Genomic DNA, 20,081 nt, shown 5'->3' with positions numbered 1-20,081 from the left:
CATGAATGTAATAGAAGTAAAAGATGTGTATAAGAAGTTTAAAATATACCTTGACAAAGGCAGTACTCTCAAGGAAAAAATTCTTTTCGCAAAAAGAACTAGATTTGAAGAACGTTGGGTTTTGAGAGGAGTAAGTTTAAATATTACTAAGGGGGAGACCGTTGCACTGATTGGTGAGAATGGGTGTGGAAAAAGCACTTTACTTAAGTTATTAACTAAAATAATATATCCTAATGAAGGAAAAATCAAAATAAAAGGAAGGGTTTCAAGTCTGCTGGAGTTAGGGGCAGGATTCCATCAAGATATGACAGGAAGGGAGAACATTTATAATAATGCATCTATATTTGGGCTTAGTAAGCAGGAGATTGATGGAAAATTAAAAGATATAATAGAATTTTCTGAGTTAGGAAGCTTTATAGATAACCCAGTAAGAACTTATTCATCTGGTATGTATACTAGACTTGCTTTCTCCATTGCCATAAATGTTAATGCAGATATATTGTTAATAGACGAAATATTAGCAGTCGGGGATATAATGTTTCAAAAAAAGTGTATTGAAAAAATGATAGAACTTAAAAATTCTGGTATAACCATTGTATTTGTATCTCATGATAACAGTATGGTTGAAAGATTATGTAGTAGAGCAGTATGGATAAAGGATGGACTAATAAAAAGTGACGGTAAAGCAAAGGAAGTAATTAATGATTATTTGGACTATGTTAGTGAAAAAAATAATATAAAATCCAATGAGGAGAAACATGAACTAAATGAATATTCAGAAGTAGATACTCATTCTAATGAAAATGATAGTATAGAAGACACTAAAAAATCAGATTCTTCTTTAAGATGGGGAAATAAGTATATAGAAATAACTAATACGGTTCTTTTAGATAAGAATAATGTTATTAAAACTAATTTTAATAGTAACGAGAAAATTAAAATTTTAATAGAATATAAAATTAATAGACAGATTAATGACATAGTATTTGGTATTGGAATCTTTAGGGATGATGAGGTATGCTGCTATGGAACAAATACTTATATAGATAAGTTTGATTTTGAAAGCAAAAGTGGAAGAATAGCTATAGATATTCCTAATGTTAACCTACTTAAGGGTAAATACTTTTTAGATGTAGCTAGTCATGATAGATATGGAATTCCATATGATTACATTAAAAAAATAGCATCATTCAATATAGAGACTAGAACTGATGAGGTTGGTATAATAAGACTCGAACACAAATGGATAGAGTGTTAAATTATTTATAAAGGGTGAAGTAATTGTGGAAAAATCATATTTAACTGTAGAAAAAGTTATGGGACAAATGAGAAAAGCTATGGGAATTAAGGAACAAACCCAAAATGGGTTATTAAAAGAAAATGATGATGTAGATCTAAATTTAAAAAGATTAGATAACCATATTGAAAAACTTACGACTAAATGGGATATAATCAGTTTCTGGAAGGTTACTTCTCATAGAAAATACATTGGGAAGTTTATAATATTCTTTAAAAGATTAACAAGAAAATTTACTTTTTGGTACATAGACCCTATAGCTCAACAACAAAGAGATTTTAATAGTAATGTTGTGCAAACAATAAATAATATTAGTGTACTTTTAGAGGATATAAATGATAAAGTAAACGCTATACAGAAGTCTATGATAGAAAAAGATAAAAAAGAAGAATTAGATATTGATTACTTCGGATTTGAAGATAAATTTAGAGGAACGCAAGAAGATATAAAACGAAGACAAACTAAATACGTTGAATATTTTAGAGATAAAAAAAATGTTCTAGATATTGGTTGTGGCAGAGGTGAATTTTTAGAGCTTCTTGCAGAAAATGGTATAGGAGCTACAGGTATAGATATAAATAAAGATATGGTGATTCAGTGTCAAGAAAAAGATCTTTCAGTTATTGAGAGTGACTTATTTGACTATTTAGAGGCTATAGATGATGACACCTTGGATGGAATTTTTGCAGCTCAGGTAATTGAACATCTTACACCTAATGATATGTTAAGGTTTATTAGATTAGCCTATAGAAAGCTTAGGAAAAAAGGAGTCATTATTCTTGAGACCATAAATCCTGAAAATATTATAGCAATATCAAATTGGTTTTATATGGACTTAACTCATGTAAGACCAGTTCATCCAATTACCTTACAATTCCTTATGAACTCTGAGGGGTTTGAGCTTAATGAACTGATATATTCAAATCCAATGGAAAATTGTATGATTCCACAATTGGCTTTAGAAGGAGTTAGCGAAAGCACAGATGAATTTAATAAAGCAATTGAGCATGTTAACAAAGTGCTATATGGACCTCAAGACTACGCTATTGTAAGTATAAAGGAATGTAAAAGGAGAAAAAACAATGAAAAAGATACTTGTTCTTAATTTTTTTCCGGCGTTTGTGCCTCCAGCTAGTGGAGGTGAGTTAAGATATTTTAATATTTACAGCAATTTAAGTAAGTATTTTGATGTTACCCTCCTTTCGCCAACTTATCCCAATCATAAGTTTGAAATAGTTACTCATTCAGATACCTTTAGGGAATATAGAGTTCCTAAAGAAAGTATTCATGATACCTTGCATATGAATCTTGATAAGGAAAATATATGTTCAGAGGTTTCAGCGCTTGTTTGTGCACTAAGTTCAGAATATCCAAATATGTATCACTATTACTACAATAAATTATATAGTAAGGTTGATATTATTATTCACGAATTTCCATATATGTTGAAGTATGATACATTCTTTGGTTTAGATAATAAGCCTAGAATTTATAATAGTCATAATCTAGAATCGGACTTAGTCAGACAAATGTGGAAAGGTGAAAAAGCGGATAATTATATTGAATATATAACTCAACTTGAGAAGAGGCTTGTTAGAGAAGCAAGCTTAGTTTTTGCAACGTGTAATGAAGAGCGTGATAAATTTATTAAATACTTTAGTATCCATAGTGATAAAATAAAGTTAGCACCTAATGGTATAACTCCATCTGATTTAGAAAACAATACAGTGAGTAGTTCACAAAGTAAAACCAATGTTTTTTTTATTGGAAGTGGACACCCACCTAATATTGAGGCTGTGGAATATATTATTAATGATCTAGCTGATAAATGCCCTAATGTTGAGTTTATAGTAGCTGGTAGCTGTTGTGATAAGTTTTCAACCATAGAAAAAGAAAATGTTAGGCTTGTTGGACGAATAGATGATGAAGAGAAAAGGAAATTATTTTCAAACTGCGATTTAGCTATAAATCCCATGTTTTCTGGCGCAGGTACTAATCTTAAAACATTAGAGTTTCTATCTGCGGGAATTCCAATGATATCAACAGAAGTTGGAGTAAGAGGGTTAGACCTAGTAGACGGAGAACACTTTATTCTTGCCAATAGAGATAACTTTGCATCAAAGTTATTGTTATTAGAATCAAATAAAGGACAATCTCAAAACATGGCGTTAAAAGGAAAAGAATATGTCAACGCAAATTATTCGTGGGAAAATATTGCTATAAATATCAAGGATAATATTAATAAGATTAATCCTGATATCAATTCAAGAAAAAGTATTTTAGTTTTAAATGATTTTGAAATTTCTAATCCCTTATCAGGTGGGCAAATAAGAGTGAATAAGTTATATAGTGAAGTTTCAAAATTTTATAATATTATTTTAGTTTGTTTAAATGAAAGAGACAAAATTAATATAACTAGAGTTACAGATAACTTTTGGGAAATATCAATACCTAAAACTGGCGAACACTTAAAAGAACAAAAGTTAAAAAATGATATGTATTGGATTAGTGTGTCAGATATAGTAACCTCTTATATGTGTACTGAAAATAATATATTAATGGAATCAATAAAAAATCTATATGAGATTGTAGATGTTGTTATTGCAACTCATCCCTACATGGTAATGACATTAAAAGGTTTAGAAGGAAAGCCTTTAATATACGAGAGTCACAATTGTGAAACTGAATTAAAAAAGCAGATTTTAAAAGGACATCCTCAGTATGAAAACATGGTGCAAAAAGCTTATTTAGCTGAACGAACTTGTTATGATAGATGTGATTTTGTTGTTAGTGTTTCTGATGAGGATCATAAAGGGCTTAAAGAGCTAAATAAAGAGTTAAATAAAGAAATTGTAACTATAAAGAATGGTGTACAGATACCGGTGGATAAGAAGTATGTATATAAGAGTGTAAAGAATCTATTTGGTGATCATCCATTAATATTCTTCATAGGAAGTGCTCACTATCCTAATATACAATCTTTAAAGTACATTGTTGAGGAGTTAGCACCAAAAACGCCTGAATGGTATTATGCTATTGTAGGTAGCGTGTGTGAAGCTTTAGATTGTAATATTCCTAAAAATGTATTAATGTTTGGTCGGTTAAGTGATAACTATAAGAATTTTCTTTTGAAAATTACTGATGTAGCTATAAATCCTATAATATCAGGGTCAGGTTCCAATTTGAAATTAGCGGAATACTTTGCTAGTAAGGTACCTGTAGTTTCAACTGAGCTTGGTGTAAGGGGATATAATGTAGCTAATGAGTCAGAAGTAATTGTCTGCAAACTTAACGAATTTAGAGAAAAAATTGAAAAGATTATAATCAAGAACGAGTTGAAAAATAAATTGGTTAGCAACGCTTATAACTATGTTAACAATGAGTTGACCTGGGAGGTTCTTGGAGGTAGTTTTCAGAAATTAATTAAGGAAAAAATTTTAGATAAAAAAAAATTATTAGTAGTTACTTATAGATTTACAGATCCACCTTTAGGTGGTGCTGAAGTTTATATGCTGAACATATTAAAAGAGCTGCAAAGCATTGGTGATTTTAAAATAGATGTTTTATCATTAGATATAAAAGATCTTCAAAACAAATTTCACTTCTCATCTGAGTATACCTTTGAAGATTTAGATACAAAAAATTATAAAATACATAACATGAATGTTTTTAAATTTAACACTGATGTATTATCTGAAAGTGAGCAGTATAATAATTCTAAAGAATTATACAAGTGTTGGATGGAAGAATCTTTAGAAATGTCAACTAAAAACATAAATAAATATATTAGTCCTATACTTATGGGTGGATGGTACTATCCAGAAAAATCAAGAGATGAATATGAAATGTGGTCAAGTGGTAAATCATTAATATATGTAAATGGAGCTAGTAAGATTACTATCAAAGGATATTCGCCTAGTTCAAAATATTTAATCTTAAGACTGGATGGAAGGGAAATATTTAATGATAAGGTTAGTAATCAATTCAAAGTTGAAGTTAAGTTAGATGGTGGAAAAATATTAGAATTAGAGACGGAAGTTTTTTCTGTGAAAAATAAGGATCCAAGGCTACTAGGCATAAAAGTACATGAAGTTTTATATGAAACAGAAGAAAGAATTGAGAAGCTTTCATTGGGGAAAGATTATAAATCATTCATGAAGGAAAATTACTTAGATGATTATATTGATCTATTAATATGTAATGCAATGAATAGACAAGGTTATATCAATGAGCTATTTCAAAAAACAAGAGGACCAGTATCTCAGGAGTTAGAGAATTGGTTAGAAAGAAACATAGTTAACTATGATGTAGTAATAGGGCATAATGTTCCATTTTCAAGTAGTGTAATAGCAGAAAAATATGCAAAAAAGTATGATGTACCAGCTGTTATATTACCACATTTTCATATTGATGATGAGTTTTATTACTGGAAAGATTATTTAGAGGCGTTAGGTAAAGCAGATAATAACATAGCATTTCCGAGGGCAGCAATAAGTCTTTTTTATGATAAATTAAAAGCTAAAAGTACTTATATTCCAGGTGGAGGTATATATAAAGAAGAATATCTGCATATAAATACTTCTGAATTCTTGAAAAAATATAACTCTGACTTACCGTTTATTCTTGTTTTAGGAAGAAAAGCTGGATCTAAAAACTATAGAAGTGTAATAGAGGCTGTAAAAGAGATAAATAAACACAAAAAAGTGTGCAATATAGTACTTATTGGTAGAGATGAAGATGAAGAATTAATTGATAAAAAAGATGCTATATACCTGGGTGAGCAAAGTAGAGAAGTTGTGTTAGGTGCATTAAATGAATGTTTTTGCTTGGTTACTATGAGTGATAGTGAGAGCTTTGGTATAGTGGTTTTAGAAGCCTGGATGCAAAAAAAGCCAGTGGTTGTAAATGAAATGTGTACTGCATCTACAGAATTAGTTGAAAACATGGTAAATGGATTATATGCCAACAAAATAAATTTGAAGGATAAAATAGAGTATCTATTGAAAAACATTAAAGAAGCTGAAGCTATGGGACAAAAGGGTTTTGAAACTGTAGGAGATAAGTACACATGGAAAGCTGTTGGGGAAGAAGTAAATAAACTTTTAAAGTCAGCAATTGATAAAGATTAATTTACATAACTAAATATCCTAATAATGTTAGGATATTTAGTTATGTATTTAGTACTTAAGCCTATAAAATTATAAATATTGCTATAGAATATAAAGTTAACTTGGAGGTAGTATCGATTGAAAAATGCAGGTAATTATAGAGATATAAATCTTGATTACTTCCGTGGTTTGATTATGATGTATATCATAGGAGTAATACACGTTTTATATTGGCCTAATGTTATATCTAATAGTTATAAATCCTTTTTTCTGGTAGAAATGCCAATAATTTTTTTTATAACTGGTGCTTCTAATTCTTTAAAGGAATATAAGTTAAAGGAATTTTATATATCTAGAATAAAGAGAATATTAATTCCATATTTTTCATATTCCCTGGTGTGTTATGTTATAATAATCCTTTATAACACATATATTATGCATAATGCAAATAAAGATACCATATTTAATCTAAAATTATTATTAAGTTGGTTAAATCCATTTGGGAGTCATGAAACAAGTTTGCCATTTATATCATGGCATGTATGGTTTATTCCAATATATCTAATAATTATGATATTATATCCTTATTTAAAGTATTTATATAAAAATTCAACAGAAAAATTTAAATATATACCTTTTATTATTATAATCATTATAATTTTTTATTTAGATAGAAATAAAAATATAAAATGGTATGAGTATATTAAGGAGACTGTTTTTTATACTTTTTGGGTATACCTTGGTTTATTTTATAAAGATATAAACCTTATTAATATTAAAAAAGTGAAGCTAGCTTGTTTATCAGTATTAAGCTTATTAATTACATTTTTGTTAATAAAATATCAGGGATATAGCTACGATATGCAGATAAATAAGTTTCCTCCTAATTCTGTCTTTTTATTTTATAATATTGGTTGTTTTAGCATACTAATATTAATTAAGGACTATATAGTAAAGATAGTAAAAATACCATTATTAAGAAGAATAGTAACTTTATATTCAAAATATGGCTATACAATGTACCTATATCAAGTATTTAGTTTCATGATTTTAGACATATTTTTAAAACATTTTAAAATAAATATAATTTTACATCATAAATTTTTACTTTTGCTGTTTTACTCATCAGGAGTAATTACTATAGGATTAATATATCCTAAAATATTTGGTTTTTTTGAGACTAAAAGTAGTTCTAAGTTTACTCTAATAGATATAATAAAAAACATTTTTAGAAAAAATATTTTTGAGATAACATTAGTTTTGTTATCATTAATTATATTAGTGGCTATGGGTATATTAATTAAACCTGAAAGATATGGAGATGGATTTGAATATATTTACATGGTTCAAGCTTTCCAAAATCATTTTACTCCTAATATAACTAATTCTGACATAATAGCGGCACAAAGTTTTCTGAGAGATAACAATATATTGCAGTTTCCAGACCCGTATAGTGGATTTTTTAAATCTTTTTCAGGTAAAATGTATTCATATCATTTTTGGTTTTATTCATTAGTTAATGTGCCAATTAAAGTTATATTAGAATTTTTAGATATAAACCAATTTAGGTGTTTTCAAATTACCAATGCTACCTTATTTATATTTTCTATAGTTTTCGCATATAAGTATTTAAATATGAGTGAACAAAAACGAAGATATGTTGCATTATTATTAATGATAAATCCTATATTATGGTATTTGAGATGGACGCATCCTGAAGTTTTTTGTTATAGCTTAGTAATTATATCATTAACGTTATTTACCAGAAGCAAATTTAAGTTAGCTATCTTCGTTTCAGCAATAGCTTCTATGCAAAATCCACCAATCATATTTTTAAGTTTAATATATATTATTAAATATTTTCACACTAATTATAGAAAGTTTAACGCTAAAGATGTGTGTATAACATTACTTAGTTGTTTTCCTATAGTTGTACCAAGTCTATTTTATCTATATAATTTTGGTACTCCGAACTTAATAGTAAGAGAGGGTTTTGCCAGTATAAAGGAAATATCCATACAACGAGTTTATGATATATTTTTTGATATGAATATGGGAATGATCTTTTATATTCCTATAGTAGTAATCTTATTTTTCGTTTGCATATATTTGTGTATTAAAAGTAGAAATTATAAGCAACTCATTTATCCTATATGTATATTAATCATGGTTTTGTTTAGTTGTGAAACTACAAATTGGAATCATGGATGTGCAGGAATAAATAGATATTCTACTTGGATGATGCCAATAATTATATTTTTTATAATTAATAGTATTCATATAGATAAGATAATTATTAAGATATTACTAATTATTGCTATAATCTATCAAGGCAGTATGTTTTATAACTATGGGGCGTTTATATGTAATATATCATATTTAGATCTTACTCCATTGGCTAAAATAACATTGAATAATTTCCCTGTACTGTACTCGCCGGACTTTGAGACTTTTGGGGAAAGAGTATTAAATAAAGAAACTACATTTACTGATAAGACACCAATAGTATATGCAGATAAAACTAGTGTAAGTAAGATTTTAACTAATTATAGTGGGTTATATAATATAGAAGTATATTTTAATAAGTTTGATAAGGATTATTATGAATCGATTCTTAATAAATATAAGATATATAAAAATGATGATACAAAATTATTTTATATAAACGTACCGAAGGATGTTTTATCCTATGATAGGATGGAATATAGACCTATACTGAACGGTGGATTTAAAGTTCAGTTAGATGTACTGGATAATATCAAAAATATGAAAAAAAATACTAATAAGAATATAAAAATAAAATCAGTTAACAATAGTAAAGTTACATGGGTGAATAATGGAATAAATAGTGGGAAACATACTATATCACTTTCATACCATTGGCTTAATACAAATGGTGAAATGGTTATTCATGATGGTGTTAGGACTAATTTACCAATGATAATAAAGCCAAGCAGTCCAATATTAACAGAAATGCAAATAGCTGCACCAGAAGTAATTGGAAAATATATTTTAGAAATTGATTTAGTGCAAGAAGAAGTTACTTGGTTTAAAGATAAGGGAAATAAAACAATTAGAATACCCGTAGAGATAACAAATTAGTTAATTGAGGTGTGCTTGTGAATAGTGTAAAAAAATATATAATTTTAATGAGACCTAAGCAATGGGTAAAGAACTTTTTTATATTTGCTGCAATTTTATTTTCGCATAATATATTTGTTATAGATTTTATAGTTAAAACTGTACAAACATTTCTATTATTTTGCTTTATATCATCTAGTGTATACATTATTAATGATATAGTTGACTTAGAAAGTGATAAAAAGCATCCACGAAAAAAATTTAGACCAATTGCATCTGGAATTATAAAAAGAAGTGAGGCTTTAATTTTTTTAATTTTAATTCTAATAATAACATTTATATGGTCATTTCAACTTAATATTAAACTTGGTATAATAATAACATTATATCTAATTAATAACCTATTATACTCTATTAAATTAAAGAATATAGTTATTGTTGATGTTATGCTTATAGCTTTTGGATTTGTATTAAGAGTATATGCTGGAACAGTAGTAATAAATGTTGACATATCGCCTTGGCTGATATTATGTACTTTACTTCTTTCATTATTTTTAGGATTTAGTAAAAGGAGAAATGAGCTAGTAACTTTAAAAGAAGATGCACTTTTACATAGAGCATCACTGGAAAAATACTCTATTGAATTCATAGATAGTATATTAATAAGCATTATAGCATCTACTATAGTTAGTTATAGCATCTATACTTTTCTTGTAAATGAAAATAGATATATGATGATAACTATTCCTATAGTTTTGTATTCAATATTTAGATTTCAGTATTTAAGTAGTACAAAGAGTAAAGGATATAGTCCAGATGAAATATTGTTATCAGACTTACCATTAGTTTCATCAATTTTTCTTTGGGCTATTGCATGTATAATAATATTATATATATTATAGGAAGAGGAAAAGAATTATGAAAGTCTCATTAGAACTTCAGCCTATACTAAAAGCTAAATCAGGAGTAGGTTGGTATACTTATAATATAATAAAAGAACTTATTAGCAGAAACATCGAATTAAATGGACAAGTATTTAACTTTCTAGGAAGAAACGATGTACAAGATAGCATAAAAGATTTAAATATTAATATTGAAACATGTAAGGCTATTCCATATGGTGTATATAGAAGAATGTGGAACTATGTCCCTGTACCGTATGATATACTGTTTAAAACTAGAAGTGATATCAACCATTTTTTTAACTTTATTATTCCACCAGGTATAAAAGGAAAAACCATAGTTACTATACATGACATGGTTCATAAAAAGTTTCCGGAGACTATGACTAAGGCAAACCTTAAAAGATTAAATAATGATTTAGAAAGATCTGCTAACAGAGCTGATTTAATAATAACTGTATCAGAAAACTCAAAAAAAGAAATAATGCAATACTTAAATATTGAAGCTTCAAAAATAAAAATAGTACCTCCTGGAATTGATGAAAGCTTATATAGTATGGAATTTACATATGAAAATATAAACTATGTAAGAGAAAAGTATAACCTTCCACAGCAGTATTTTTTATATCTTGGAACTTTAGAACCAAGAAAAAATATAGAGTCTATAATAGAAGCTTTTGCTTTATATAAAAAGAAAAACAAAGATAACATAAAGCTTGTTATTGCTGGTGGAAAAGGATGGGGCTATGAATCTATTTTTAATAAAGTAGAAAAACATTCATTGACAAAAGAAATTATCTTTACTGGTTACGTTGATGAAAAACATAAGGCATATCTTTACAAAATGGCTAAAGCATTTTTGTTTCCATCATTGTATGAGGGTTTTGGTATGCCTGTACTTGAAGCTATGGCATTAGGAGTACCGGTTATAACTTCCAATACTTCATCTATTACTGAGGTGTGTGGTAATGCGGCTATACTTGTAGAACCTAAGGATATTGAAGCTATAGTAAGCGGGATGGAATTACTAAGCTATAATGAAGATTTTAGTGATAAACTTATAAGTGAAGGCTTAGAACAAAGTAAAAAGTTTACTTGGAAAAGATCTGTGGATACTTTGGTAGAAATATATATAGAACTAGGTGAAAGATAGTATGAAAATAGCATTCAATGGATTACTTATTGATAAGAAAAGAGCGGGTATTGGTCAATACGGGTATAATTTAATACAAAGTTTAACTCATAAAACAAATATTGATTATACATTTTTTCTGCAAAATCATATAAGATTTAATTATAAAAATGTAGTATACAGAAAAGATTATAAGAATCCATATGAAAGAATGTTTGACGAACAACTTATAATGCCTTTTAAATATCCTAAATTTGATTTAGTACATTTTATAGATTATAGTAGCCCAATAATGCCAATAAAAACACCTTTTATTACAACTATACATGATTTAACTTTTTATAAATATCCTGAAACCTTTACTAAGAAGAGTCGAAAAATAAAACAAACTTTAACACCTATAAGTATTAACAGAGCAGCAGCAATAATTGCAGTTTCAGAAAGCACAAAAAAAGATATAATAGAGTATTTTCCACAAGTAGAAGATAAAATTAAAGTGATTTATCCAGGAAAGCCTGATTTTAAAAGAATTTATGATAAAGAGCATATAGAATATATCAAAAAGATATATGGCATTGAAGGAAACTATATATTAGCAGTAGGAACATTAGAGCCTAGAAAAAACATTGTTAGTTTGTTGAAAGCTTTTGAAAAAATATATAAAAAAATTAAGGATATAAAATTAGTTTTAGTAGGAAATAAGGGTTGGCTGTATGAGGATATATTTACACAAGCTAGTGCTGCAGAATGCTTCAAAAATATAGTATATACTGGTTACGTAGATCAGGAGCATATAACAACATTATATAGTGGAGCACAGATGTTTGTTTATCCAAGCTTATATGAAGGCTTTGGATTACCTCCTTTAGAAGCTATGTGTTGTGGAGTACCAGTAGTAGTTTCTAATACCTCATCACTGCCTGAAGTAGTAGGAGATGCAGGTGTATACTGTAATCCTCATAGTGTTGATAGTATTTCAGAAGCTATATTGAGAGTTTTAAACAATAATGAATTAAGAAAAGAATTAACCTATAAGGGCTTAAAGCAATGTGAAAAATTTAGTTGGGAAAAAACTGCTGATAGTATAATTGATTTATATGGGCAAATAGCGGAGGTACAGAAGTGAGTAAAATTAAAAATATAATTATATTTGGATTTTTACCTATAGTTATTATAGGACTGTTAATTTTAAATTCAAAAGTAGCATCGCAAAGATACATAGCACAGCAAGAAGAGAGTATTAGGAATCAGTACATTGCACAAATAAAATCTGATATTTCTAGCGTAAAGCTTAAAGCTTCAGAACAAAAGAATATTAAAGTAAATATTAAAAATCTTGGTACTATGACATGGACCAAGGATAACAATATAAATTTATCCTACCATATATTAGATCAGAATAATAAGGTTGTATTAGAAGGTGACAGATCAAAGCTAACTAACTCAGTAAGACAAGGGGAAAGTACAGATTTATGGTTAAAACTTACCTCTCCAAGTAAAATAGGAAAATATAAAATTGAACTAGATATGGTTCATGAAGGTGTTACTTGGTTTAAGGAAAAAGGTTCTAAAACATATAATATAGAACTAGAGGTGACTAAATAGTGAAAGTAGCAATTATACATGAATGGTTCAGCGGAATTGGAGGGTCGGAAAAGGTTGTAAAAGCAGTACATGAAATTTTTCCTGAAGCCCCTGTTTATGTATTTGTACATAATAAATATAATATGCCAGAAGAATATAATGCAATGAATATAAGAACTTCATACCTTCAAAAAATACCTTTTGCAAAAACAAAGTATCAAAAATTACTTCCTCTTATGCCTCATGCAGTAGAACAGTATGATTTATCAGAGTACGACCTGGTTATAAGTTCATCTACTTGCTGTGCAAAAGGTGTAATAACCAAGGCAGATGCGTTGCATATATGCTATTGTCATACCCCTATGAGATACGGATGGGATTTATATCATGAGTATATAAAAGACAAAAATATGATTATGAAATGGATTATTTCTTCCCAAATGAAAAAAATAAGAATTTGGGATAGACTTTCAGCAGATAGAGTAGATTATTTTATTGCCAATTCCCACAATGTAGCAAGAAGAATAAAAAAGAACTATAGGAGAAATTCAAAGGTAATATACCCTCCTGTAGATACAGATTTTTATACGCCGGAAGGAGAATGTGGTGACTACTACCTTATAGTATCAAGACTTGTAGGATATAAAAGAGTTGATTTAGCTATTGAGGTTTTTAATGAACTTAATCTTCCACTAGTTATTGTAGGCGGAGGTGAAGAACTTAAAAAGTATAAAGCTATAAGTAACAGTAATATATCCTTTTTAGGAAGACTAACTGATGAGAAAATACGCCAGTACTATAGAGAATGTAAAGCCTTTATTTTCCCAGGAGAAGAGGATTTTGGGATTACTCCTGTAGAAGCACAAGCTTGCGGGAGACCTGTTATTGCTTATGGCAAGGGAGGAACCTTAGAGACTGTAATAGAAGATGAAACTGGAATATTTTTTTATAATCAAGATAAACAATCATTAAAGGATGCCGTATTAAAAATGGAAGCTAACTATAAAAACTTTGATAAGAATGTTATAAGAAAAAACGCAATAAGATTTAGTATAGATAGATTTAAAGGTGAAATTACGAGTTTTATTCATGAAAAAATTAGAGAATTTAATGATAAAATATGAATTCACATGTAATATTATTTAGAAAGAGAGATTAGTATGATAAAAGAAAACCAAAGATACTTAAATAGACTCTTAGTCTTTTTAGATATTCTATGTTTAATATTTTCACTGGTATTTGCATGGTATATAAGATTTAAGAGTGGCATTGTTTACGTTTCTAGCCAGGGTGAGTATCTAAGATTTAAAGAATATTTAAAGCCAGTAGTATTGATGATTCCCCCATATTTAATTTTATACAATGCTTTTAAACTATATACTCCATATAGATTTAAGAGTATGTGGGAAGAAACAATAAATATATTAAAGGCCAATATACTTGGAATTTTAATATTTGTTCTTTTATTATACTTATTTAGGTATATAGATTATTCAAGATATTTACTTGCAGTATTTATTGTTAACTGCGCTACACTAATGATTCTAGAGAGAGGCTTTGTAAGATTATGCCTTAGACTTATGAGAAAAAAAGGATATAATCTTAAACATATATTGATTATAGGTTTTAGTAATTTAACATTAGAGTTATTAGATAAGATACACAAGAATAAACACTGGGGTTACAATGTTGTAGGTATATTAGATGACAACCTAAAAAGTGGTAAGACATCTTTAGAGCAAAGTGATTATAGTAAAAGTGATTTAGCATTAGATGAAATAGCGGCTTCAGTTGAAAAAAAGGTAATTTTAGATGGAATTAGAAGTTTAGAAGAGTATTTGAATAAGTTTCACATCGATGAAGTATTTATTACATTAAGTATAAAAGAATATGATAAACTTGGGTTTATTATCAATACTTGTGAGAAAAGCGGAGTAAGGACTCAAATTATACCTGATTATTACAAATATATTCCAGCTAAACCTTATGTGGAAGAAGTAGATGGGTTACCTATAATTAATATAAGATACGTACCATTGGACAATCTACTAAATAAATTTGTAAAAAGAATGATAGATATAATAACTTCGTTTATAGCAGTACTAATATTTTCACCTATTATGCTGATAGTTTCATTAATAATTAAGATAACTTCTCCAGGTCCTGTGTTATTCAAACAACAAAGAGTGGGTTTAAATAGAAAAATCTTTAACATGTATAAGTTTAGATCTATGCATGTTCAAAAAGATGAAGAAGAAAAAATAAAGTGGACAACAAAAAATGATTCTAGAAAAACTAAATTTGGATCCTTTATTAGAAAAACCAGTATAGATGAGCTACCTCAATTATTTAATGTTCTTAGTGGAGATATGAGTATCATCGGACCAAGACCAGAAAGGCCTTATTTTGTAGACAAGTTCAAGGAAGAAATTCCAAAGTATATGGTAAAACACCAAGTGCGTCCAGGAATTACAGGGTGGGCTCAAGTTAACGGCTGGAGGGGAGATACTTCCATAGAAAAAAGAATTGAGTGTGATATATATTATATAGAAAACTGGAGCCTTTGGATGGATATGAAAATTATGTTTTTAACTGTATTTAAAGGTTTTGTAAATAAAAATGCATACTAAATATTTATTATATAAAATATAACTATCAGAATTATGGATATTCTGGTAGTTTTTATTTTGAAAATTTCACCATTAATTTGATACGAATTTTCAATAACCTATTATGTAGAAGTTCCACCATGTTAACAAAAAATATAAATTATATGTATAGAAATATTTTTATCTATATGATAAAATTGTTTCAAGGTTGAAGTATTTTACACCTAAGGAAATGGTATGGCACATAACAATATTAAGGAAAGAGTTACTGTAATATTTTGTGTTAACTAGAATACTAAAAATGGCACTGTTAACAATAATTAAATAGGAGGTATTAAGAATAATATGAAAAAAGTTAGGTTAATTTGTATAGCTGCCATAATGGCTGCAATGATTTCATCTACAGTTTCAGCACAGGCTGTAGGAAATCCACTGGATATAGACAATATTACGAATATGGCTATTGAAAATTCATATCAAATTAAAAGTATGGATATATCTATTGAAAAGTTTAAAAATTCTTATAAGGATGCTACTAGAGGTGAAGGAAAAGGTAATGCTGATATAGAGGCAAAATATAATATATATGAATATACAAATTTAAAGGAAGCGGCAAAAAATGGAGTAAAGTTAAACCTATATACTCAATATATCTCCTTTATGAATGCTGAAGAAGCTTTAGATTTAGAACAGCAGAACTTTGAAAATGCAGAAGCTAAATATAAAAAAGCTCAATTGCAGTTGAGTCTAGGAACTATATCGAAAGCTGACAGCAAAAGTATTGAACAAGCTTATTATGATGAAAAAGCTCAACTAAACAAAGCTGAAAGAAAGCTTGATTCAATTACAAAGACTATTAATCAAATTTCAGGTTCAAACATAAATACTACATATAATGGTTTTACAAAGGATCTTGCTGTAGATAAACCAATTGTAAAGACCTATAATGATTATTTAAATGATGCCTTAAAAAATAGAGCAGAAATTTTAAATGGTAATGAAAAGATTAAATTGAAGAAAATTGAGTTTGCTGGTGTTAAAGCTGCTTACCCTTATAAATATATGGCTGAATATGTAATTGGAAAGTATAGTGTAAGTGAAGCAGAAAATCAATTAGATACTGATAAAATAGACATATCTATAGAAATAAATGGTTTGTATAATGATTTACAAAGTAAAATACAAAAGCTGCAGCCTCAATTACTAAACTATAATTCTGAAAAGAAAAAATATGATCAAGCCCTACAGAGATATAATTTAGGTATGATTAGTAAAATAGATTTTCAAGATCAAGTAATAAACTTCAAATCAGCAGAGAATTCTCTTAAAACTGTAGAAAGAGATATAAGTTTAGCAAAATTAAAAATTGAATATGCTTCTGGCATAGGTACAAACTAGGAGGTAAAATCATGAGAAAAAAGTTAAGTTTTTTAATTGCTTTAGCTATTTCTTTAAGTGTAACCACTGCTGCTTTTGCTGATGCAGCTCCAGCAGTTCCATCCAATACTACTAATAATATATCAATAAATAATGACACAATAACTTTAACCTTGGAGGATGCACTAAATAGCATAGAAAAAAATAATACAGAATTAAAGCTTATGAATGATAAAATAAATATTCTAAATAAACAGTATGATATAGATCATAATTATGCTACAACCATAGACACCAGCGTAAAGACACCAACTGCAGTTCTTACCAATCAATATTTACAAGCCAAGTTGCTTCAGGAGGTTGTACCCTTAAATGATGCACAAAAAATAGAGGATGCTAAGAAATCTAGAGATGAGAGATTAAATATAATAAAATTTGATATGCAGAGACAGTACTTGAATGTATTAACCTGTAAAGATCAGATTGATAATATAAATAAGACCTTAGCAAACATAGATGAGAAAATTAAACAACTTCAGGAAAAAATAAAAGTTGGTCAAGCAGCCTCCGATGCATTAGATTCATTAAATCTTCAAAAAATCCAACTTTCCTCTCAAATAAGTGATATTCAACATCAAATTGATCAATCATTGTTAACTATTAAGCAGTATTTAAACATAGATTTAAATAAAAATTTAAATTTATCCGCTGCAAAAAAGGATTATGTTAAATTCGATGATACAGATATAGTAAATAAAATTTATGCTGCATTCGATAAAGATTACAGCAGAAAGTCACTTAAGAACAATATAGATATTGTAAAAAAGCAAAATGATATATATTTTAAGTATTCTCATAATTCCTTCACAGGAGAAACCAGTACTCAATCCACTATAGTAGATTTACAAAACTCACTAATTACTGCTAACGATGGTTTACAGCATGTGCTGTGGTCTTATTACGATATTCTAAAGGATAAAGAAAATGCAGTAGAAACTCAGAGACTTACTGAGAAGAGTGCACAGGAAACCTACGATAAGGCAAAGAAAAATTTTGATGTAGGAATCACAGACAAAGCAACTCTGGACTCAGCAGCCTTAGACTTAGATAAACAAAAAAACCTAACACAAAGAACAGTAAATGAATATATGGTGACTCAGGATGAGTATAAATTTATACTGGAGGGATACGCATATTTATTTACAAGACTGTCTAATCAGTCAATAGGAGTTTCAGGAATAGGATACTAAATTAAAAGGTGGCAGCATGTGTAAGGATAAGATTTACGAAATAGCAAAGGAAATAGAAGCTGTATCTAAGTTGATGAATAGAAAGATGAGTAGTGATAGCAGGTGTAAAAGACTTACTTTTCCTGAAATTTTAATAATAAATCAATTAAAGGAAGGAAAAGTTAAAACCTTAACTGAAATAAGTGAAGCCTCAGGAATTCCAAATAGTACAGCTTCTTTCTTAATAGACAAATTGGTTAAAGAAGGCATGGTTAGAAGAGAAAGAGATATAGTGGATAGAAGAAAAGTTTTAATAATCATGGAAGATAAAGCATTGAAGCTGGAAGAAGAAACCAACAAGTATTATATAGATCATTTCCGAAATGTATTTAAAAATGCAAGTATTGAGGATATAGATATTATTTTAAAGGGTTTAAGAACTTTAGAAAAAGTTGTTGTAAACAGTTAAAATAATAAAGAACAAATTAACAAATAAGTGTGGAGGAAAATTTATGAAAAAGAAATTAAGTTTTTTAATTGCAATAGCTATTTCTCTAAATGTAACCACTACTTGTTTTGCAGAAGCTTCTTCTGCAGAAAGAAATGTGGTGAGTATAACATTAGAACAAGCTATTAGCAAATTGGAAAGTAGTAATGAAGAATTAAAAAATATTGACAGCCAAATAGATGCAGCAAATAAACAGTATAATTGGGATAATCAACAATCTATAGCTATTGCCACGTCAGGTAAAGCTCAATCTCAATATGCACCTGTTCAGTATGCACAGTTAGTGATTCAAAGGGATCTGACTCCATTAAGTGATCAAAACACATTAGATGACATAAAAAATACTAAAGATGAAAGATTAAATACTATGAAATTTGATCTGGAACAACAATATATGAAGGTTTTAACATACAAGCAGCGAATAGACAATATTAATAAGAATATAGAAGATTTGGATGGCCAAATAAATCAATTACAGGAGAAAATAAAATTAGGACAATCAACTAAAGATGAATTAAACCCATTATATGTTAAAAAGAATAGTTTGTTATCTGCAATAAGGCTACCACAGGGTCGGATGGAAATTTCACTGTTTTTTGTAAAAAGATATTTAAATATGAGTTTAAATTTTAATACTGATTTGAAATTGTCTCCTGCTAAAAAGAATTTTGTTAAATTTGATGATACAGATATAGAAAATAAGATTATTGATGCATCAAAAAATGATTATAGCTATAAAAGCCTTCAAAAAAGCATCGATCTTTCAAAAAAACAAGTAGATATATATACAAAGTATGCTTATGACTCTGTAACTGAACCTATGAATTCACAGTTAACCCTGCAGAATCTAGAAAATAAATCAACTGATACTTATACTTCAACACAGGTAAATCTATGGAATTCATATTATAACTTGAAGAATATGGAAGATAATGTGCAAACTCAAAATGTAGCATTGGAAGCTGCTCAATTGAGCTATGACAAAGCAAAACAGAATTTTGACAATGGATTGATAGACAAAGTAACTTTAAATTTTGCTGCTCTTGAATTGGATAATCAGAAGACTGCCACTCAGGATGCAATAAATGACTATATGATTGCTCAAGAAAAATTTAAATATATGTTAAACGGACATGCTTCATTTGGTTCCATAAGTTAACAAAATAAAATATAGATTAAAAAATAGATCATCAGTTAAATTTAACTGATAATCTATTTTTTTTATTCAGATAGAGTCTTTTCTACCAGCTGAGA

Annotated in this window: 14 protein-coding genes; all 14 read left to right on the top strand. The window is 28.3% G+C overall.

Features of this window, described 5'->3' with window-relative positions; translation table 11 throughout:
- Position 1: 1 nt before the first annotated feature.
- The 14 genes from HGI79_RS14895 to HGI79_RS14830 all read left to right on the top strand — a co-directional run bounded on the left by HGI79_RS14895 (position 2) and on the right by HGI79_RS14830 (position 19,986).
- Entirely contained in the window at positions 2 to 1,258 is a 1,257-nt protein-coding gene (locus tag HGI79_RS14895; protein WP_185651489.1) for an ABC transporter ATP-binding protein, read from the top strand.
- Between the two features lie 25 nt (positions 1,259 to 1,283).
- Complete coding sequence (locus tag HGI79_RS14890) at positions 1,284 to 2,402, top strand: bifunctional 2-polyprenyl-6-hydroxyphenol methylase/3-demethylubiquinol 3-O-methyltransferase UbiG (RefSeq protein ID WP_185651488.1); 1,119 nt, start codon at positions 1,284 to 1,286, stop codon at positions 2,400 to 2,402.
- Positions 2,380 to 6,426 (top strand): glycosyltransferase family 4 protein, encoded by a 4,047-nt coding sequence (locus tag HGI79_RS14885; protein WP_185651487.1) that lies wholly within the window; start codon positions 2,380 to 2,382, stop codon positions 6,424 to 6,426. The genes HGI79_RS14890 and HGI79_RS14885 overlap by 23 nt, the downstream gene beginning before the upstream one ends.
- A 117-nt stretch (positions 6,427 to 6,543) precedes the next feature.
- On the top strand, positions 6,544 to 9,507 hold the full coding sequence (locus HGI79_RS14880) for an acyltransferase (RefSeq protein WP_185651486.1): 2,964 nt from the start codon (positions 6,544 to 6,546) through the stop codon (positions 9,505 to 9,507).
- Between the two features lie 17 nt (positions 9,508 to 9,524).
- A complete protein-coding gene (locus HGI79_RS14875; protein WP_313885219.1) occupies positions 9,525 to 10,388 on the top strand; it encodes a decaprenyl-phosphate phosphoribosyltransferase in 864 nt (287 codons plus the stop codon).
- Between the two features lie 16 nt (positions 10,389 to 10,404).
- Entirely contained in the window at positions 10,405 to 11,541 is a 1,137-nt protein-coding gene (locus HGI79_RS14870; protein WP_185651485.1) for a glycosyltransferase family 1 protein, read from the top strand.
- 1 nt (position 11,542) lies between these two features.
- Complete coding sequence (locus HGI79_RS14865; protein ID WP_185651484.1) at positions 11,543 to 12,646, top strand: glycosyltransferase family 1 protein; 1,104 nt, start codon at positions 11,543 to 11,545, stop codon at positions 12,644 to 12,646.
- The gene (locus HGI79_RS14860) at positions 12,643 to 13,125 is read left to right on the top strand and encodes a hypothetical protein (RefSeq protein ID WP_185651483.1); all 483 of its coding nucleotides are present in this window, start codon (positions 12,643 to 12,645) and stop codon (positions 13,123 to 13,125) included. Before HGI79_RS14865 ends, HGI79_RS14860 begins: the two co-directional genes overlap by 4 nt.
- Positions 13,125 to 14,228 carry a glycosyltransferase gene (locus HGI79_RS14855; RefSeq protein ID WP_185651482.1) on the top strand — a complete coding sequence of 368 codons (1,104 nt, stop codon included), beginning with the start codon at positions 13,125 to 13,127 and terminating at the stop codon, positions 14,226 to 14,228. The genes HGI79_RS14860 and HGI79_RS14855 overlap by 1 nt, the downstream gene beginning before the upstream one ends.
- A gap of 36 nt (positions 14,229 to 14,264) precedes the next feature.
- Positions 14,265 to 15,734, top strand: a complete 1,470-nt coding sequence (locus HGI79_RS14850; protein ID WP_185651481.1) for an undecaprenyl-phosphate glucose phosphotransferase — start codon at positions 14,265 to 14,267, stop codon at positions 15,732 to 15,734.
- Positions 15,735 to 16,058: 324 nt separating this feature from the next.
- On the top strand, positions 16,059 to 17,111 hold the full coding sequence (locus HGI79_RS14845) for a TolC family protein (RefSeq protein ID WP_185651480.1): 1,053 nt from the start codon (positions 16,059 to 16,061) through the stop codon (positions 17,109 to 17,111).
- A gap of 11 nt (positions 17,112 to 17,122) precedes the next feature.
- A complete protein-coding gene (locus HGI79_RS14840) occupies positions 17,123 to 18,340 on the top strand; it encodes a hypothetical protein (protein WP_185651479.1) in 1,218 nt (405 codons plus the stop codon).
- A 16-nt stretch (positions 18,341 to 18,356) separates the two neighbouring features.
- Positions 18,357 to 18,788 carry a MarR family winged helix-turn-helix transcriptional regulator gene (locus HGI79_RS14835; RefSeq protein WP_185651478.1) on the top strand — a complete coding sequence of 144 codons (432 nt, stop codon included), beginning with the start codon at positions 18,357 to 18,359 and terminating at the stop codon, positions 18,786 to 18,788.
- Positions 18,789 to 18,831: 43 nt separating this feature from the next.
- Complete coding sequence (locus tag HGI79_RS14830) at positions 18,832 to 19,986, top strand: TolC family protein (protein WP_185651477.1); 1,155 nt, start codon at positions 18,832 to 18,834, stop codon at positions 19,984 to 19,986.
- Positions 19,987 to 20,081 lie beyond the last annotated feature (95 nt).

The sequence above is a fragment of the Clostridium sp. DJ247 genome (assembly GCF_014231265.1).
This window is presented reverse-complemented; position numbering and strand designations above follow the sequence as displayed.

What these genes read in the sequence shown, in the direction of transcription:
- HGI79_RS14850 (WP_185651481.1), top strand. Translation starts at nt 14,265, where the DNA reads ATGATAAAAGAAAACCAAAGATACTTAAATAGACTCTTAGTCTTTTTA.
- HGI79_RS14870 (WP_185651485.1), top strand. Translation starts at nt 10,405, where the DNA reads ATGAAAGTCTCATTAGAACTTCAGCCTATACTAAAAGCTAAATCAGGA.
- HGI79_RS14830 (WP_185651477.1), top strand. Translation starts at nt 18,832, where the DNA reads ATGAAAAAGAAATTAAGTTTTTTAATTGCAATAGCTATTTCTCTAAAT.
- HGI79_RS14895 (WP_185651489.1), top strand. Translation starts at nt 2, where the DNA reads ATGAATGTAATAGAAGTAAAAGATGTGTATAAGAAGTTTAAAATATAC.
- HGI79_RS14865 (WP_185651484.1), top strand. Translation starts at nt 11,543, where the DNA reads ATGAAAATAGCATTCAATGGATTACTTATTGATAAGAAAAGAGCGGGT.
- HGI79_RS14885 (WP_185651487.1), top strand. Translation starts at nt 2,380, where the DNA reads ATGAAAAAGATACTTGTTCTTAATTTTTTTCCGGCGTTTGTGCCTCCA.
- HGI79_RS14845 (WP_185651480.1), top strand. Translation starts at nt 16,059, where the DNA reads ATGAAAAAAGTTAGGTTAATTTGTATAGCTGCCATAATGGCTGCAATG.
- HGI79_RS14835 (WP_185651478.1), top strand. Translation starts at nt 18,357, where the DNA reads ATGTGTAAGGATAAGATTTACGAAATAGCAAAGGAAATAGAAGCTGTA.
- HGI79_RS14840 (WP_185651479.1), top strand. Translation starts at nt 17,123, where the DNA reads ATGAGAAAAAAGTTAAGTTTTTTAATTGCTTTAGCTATTTCTTTAAGT.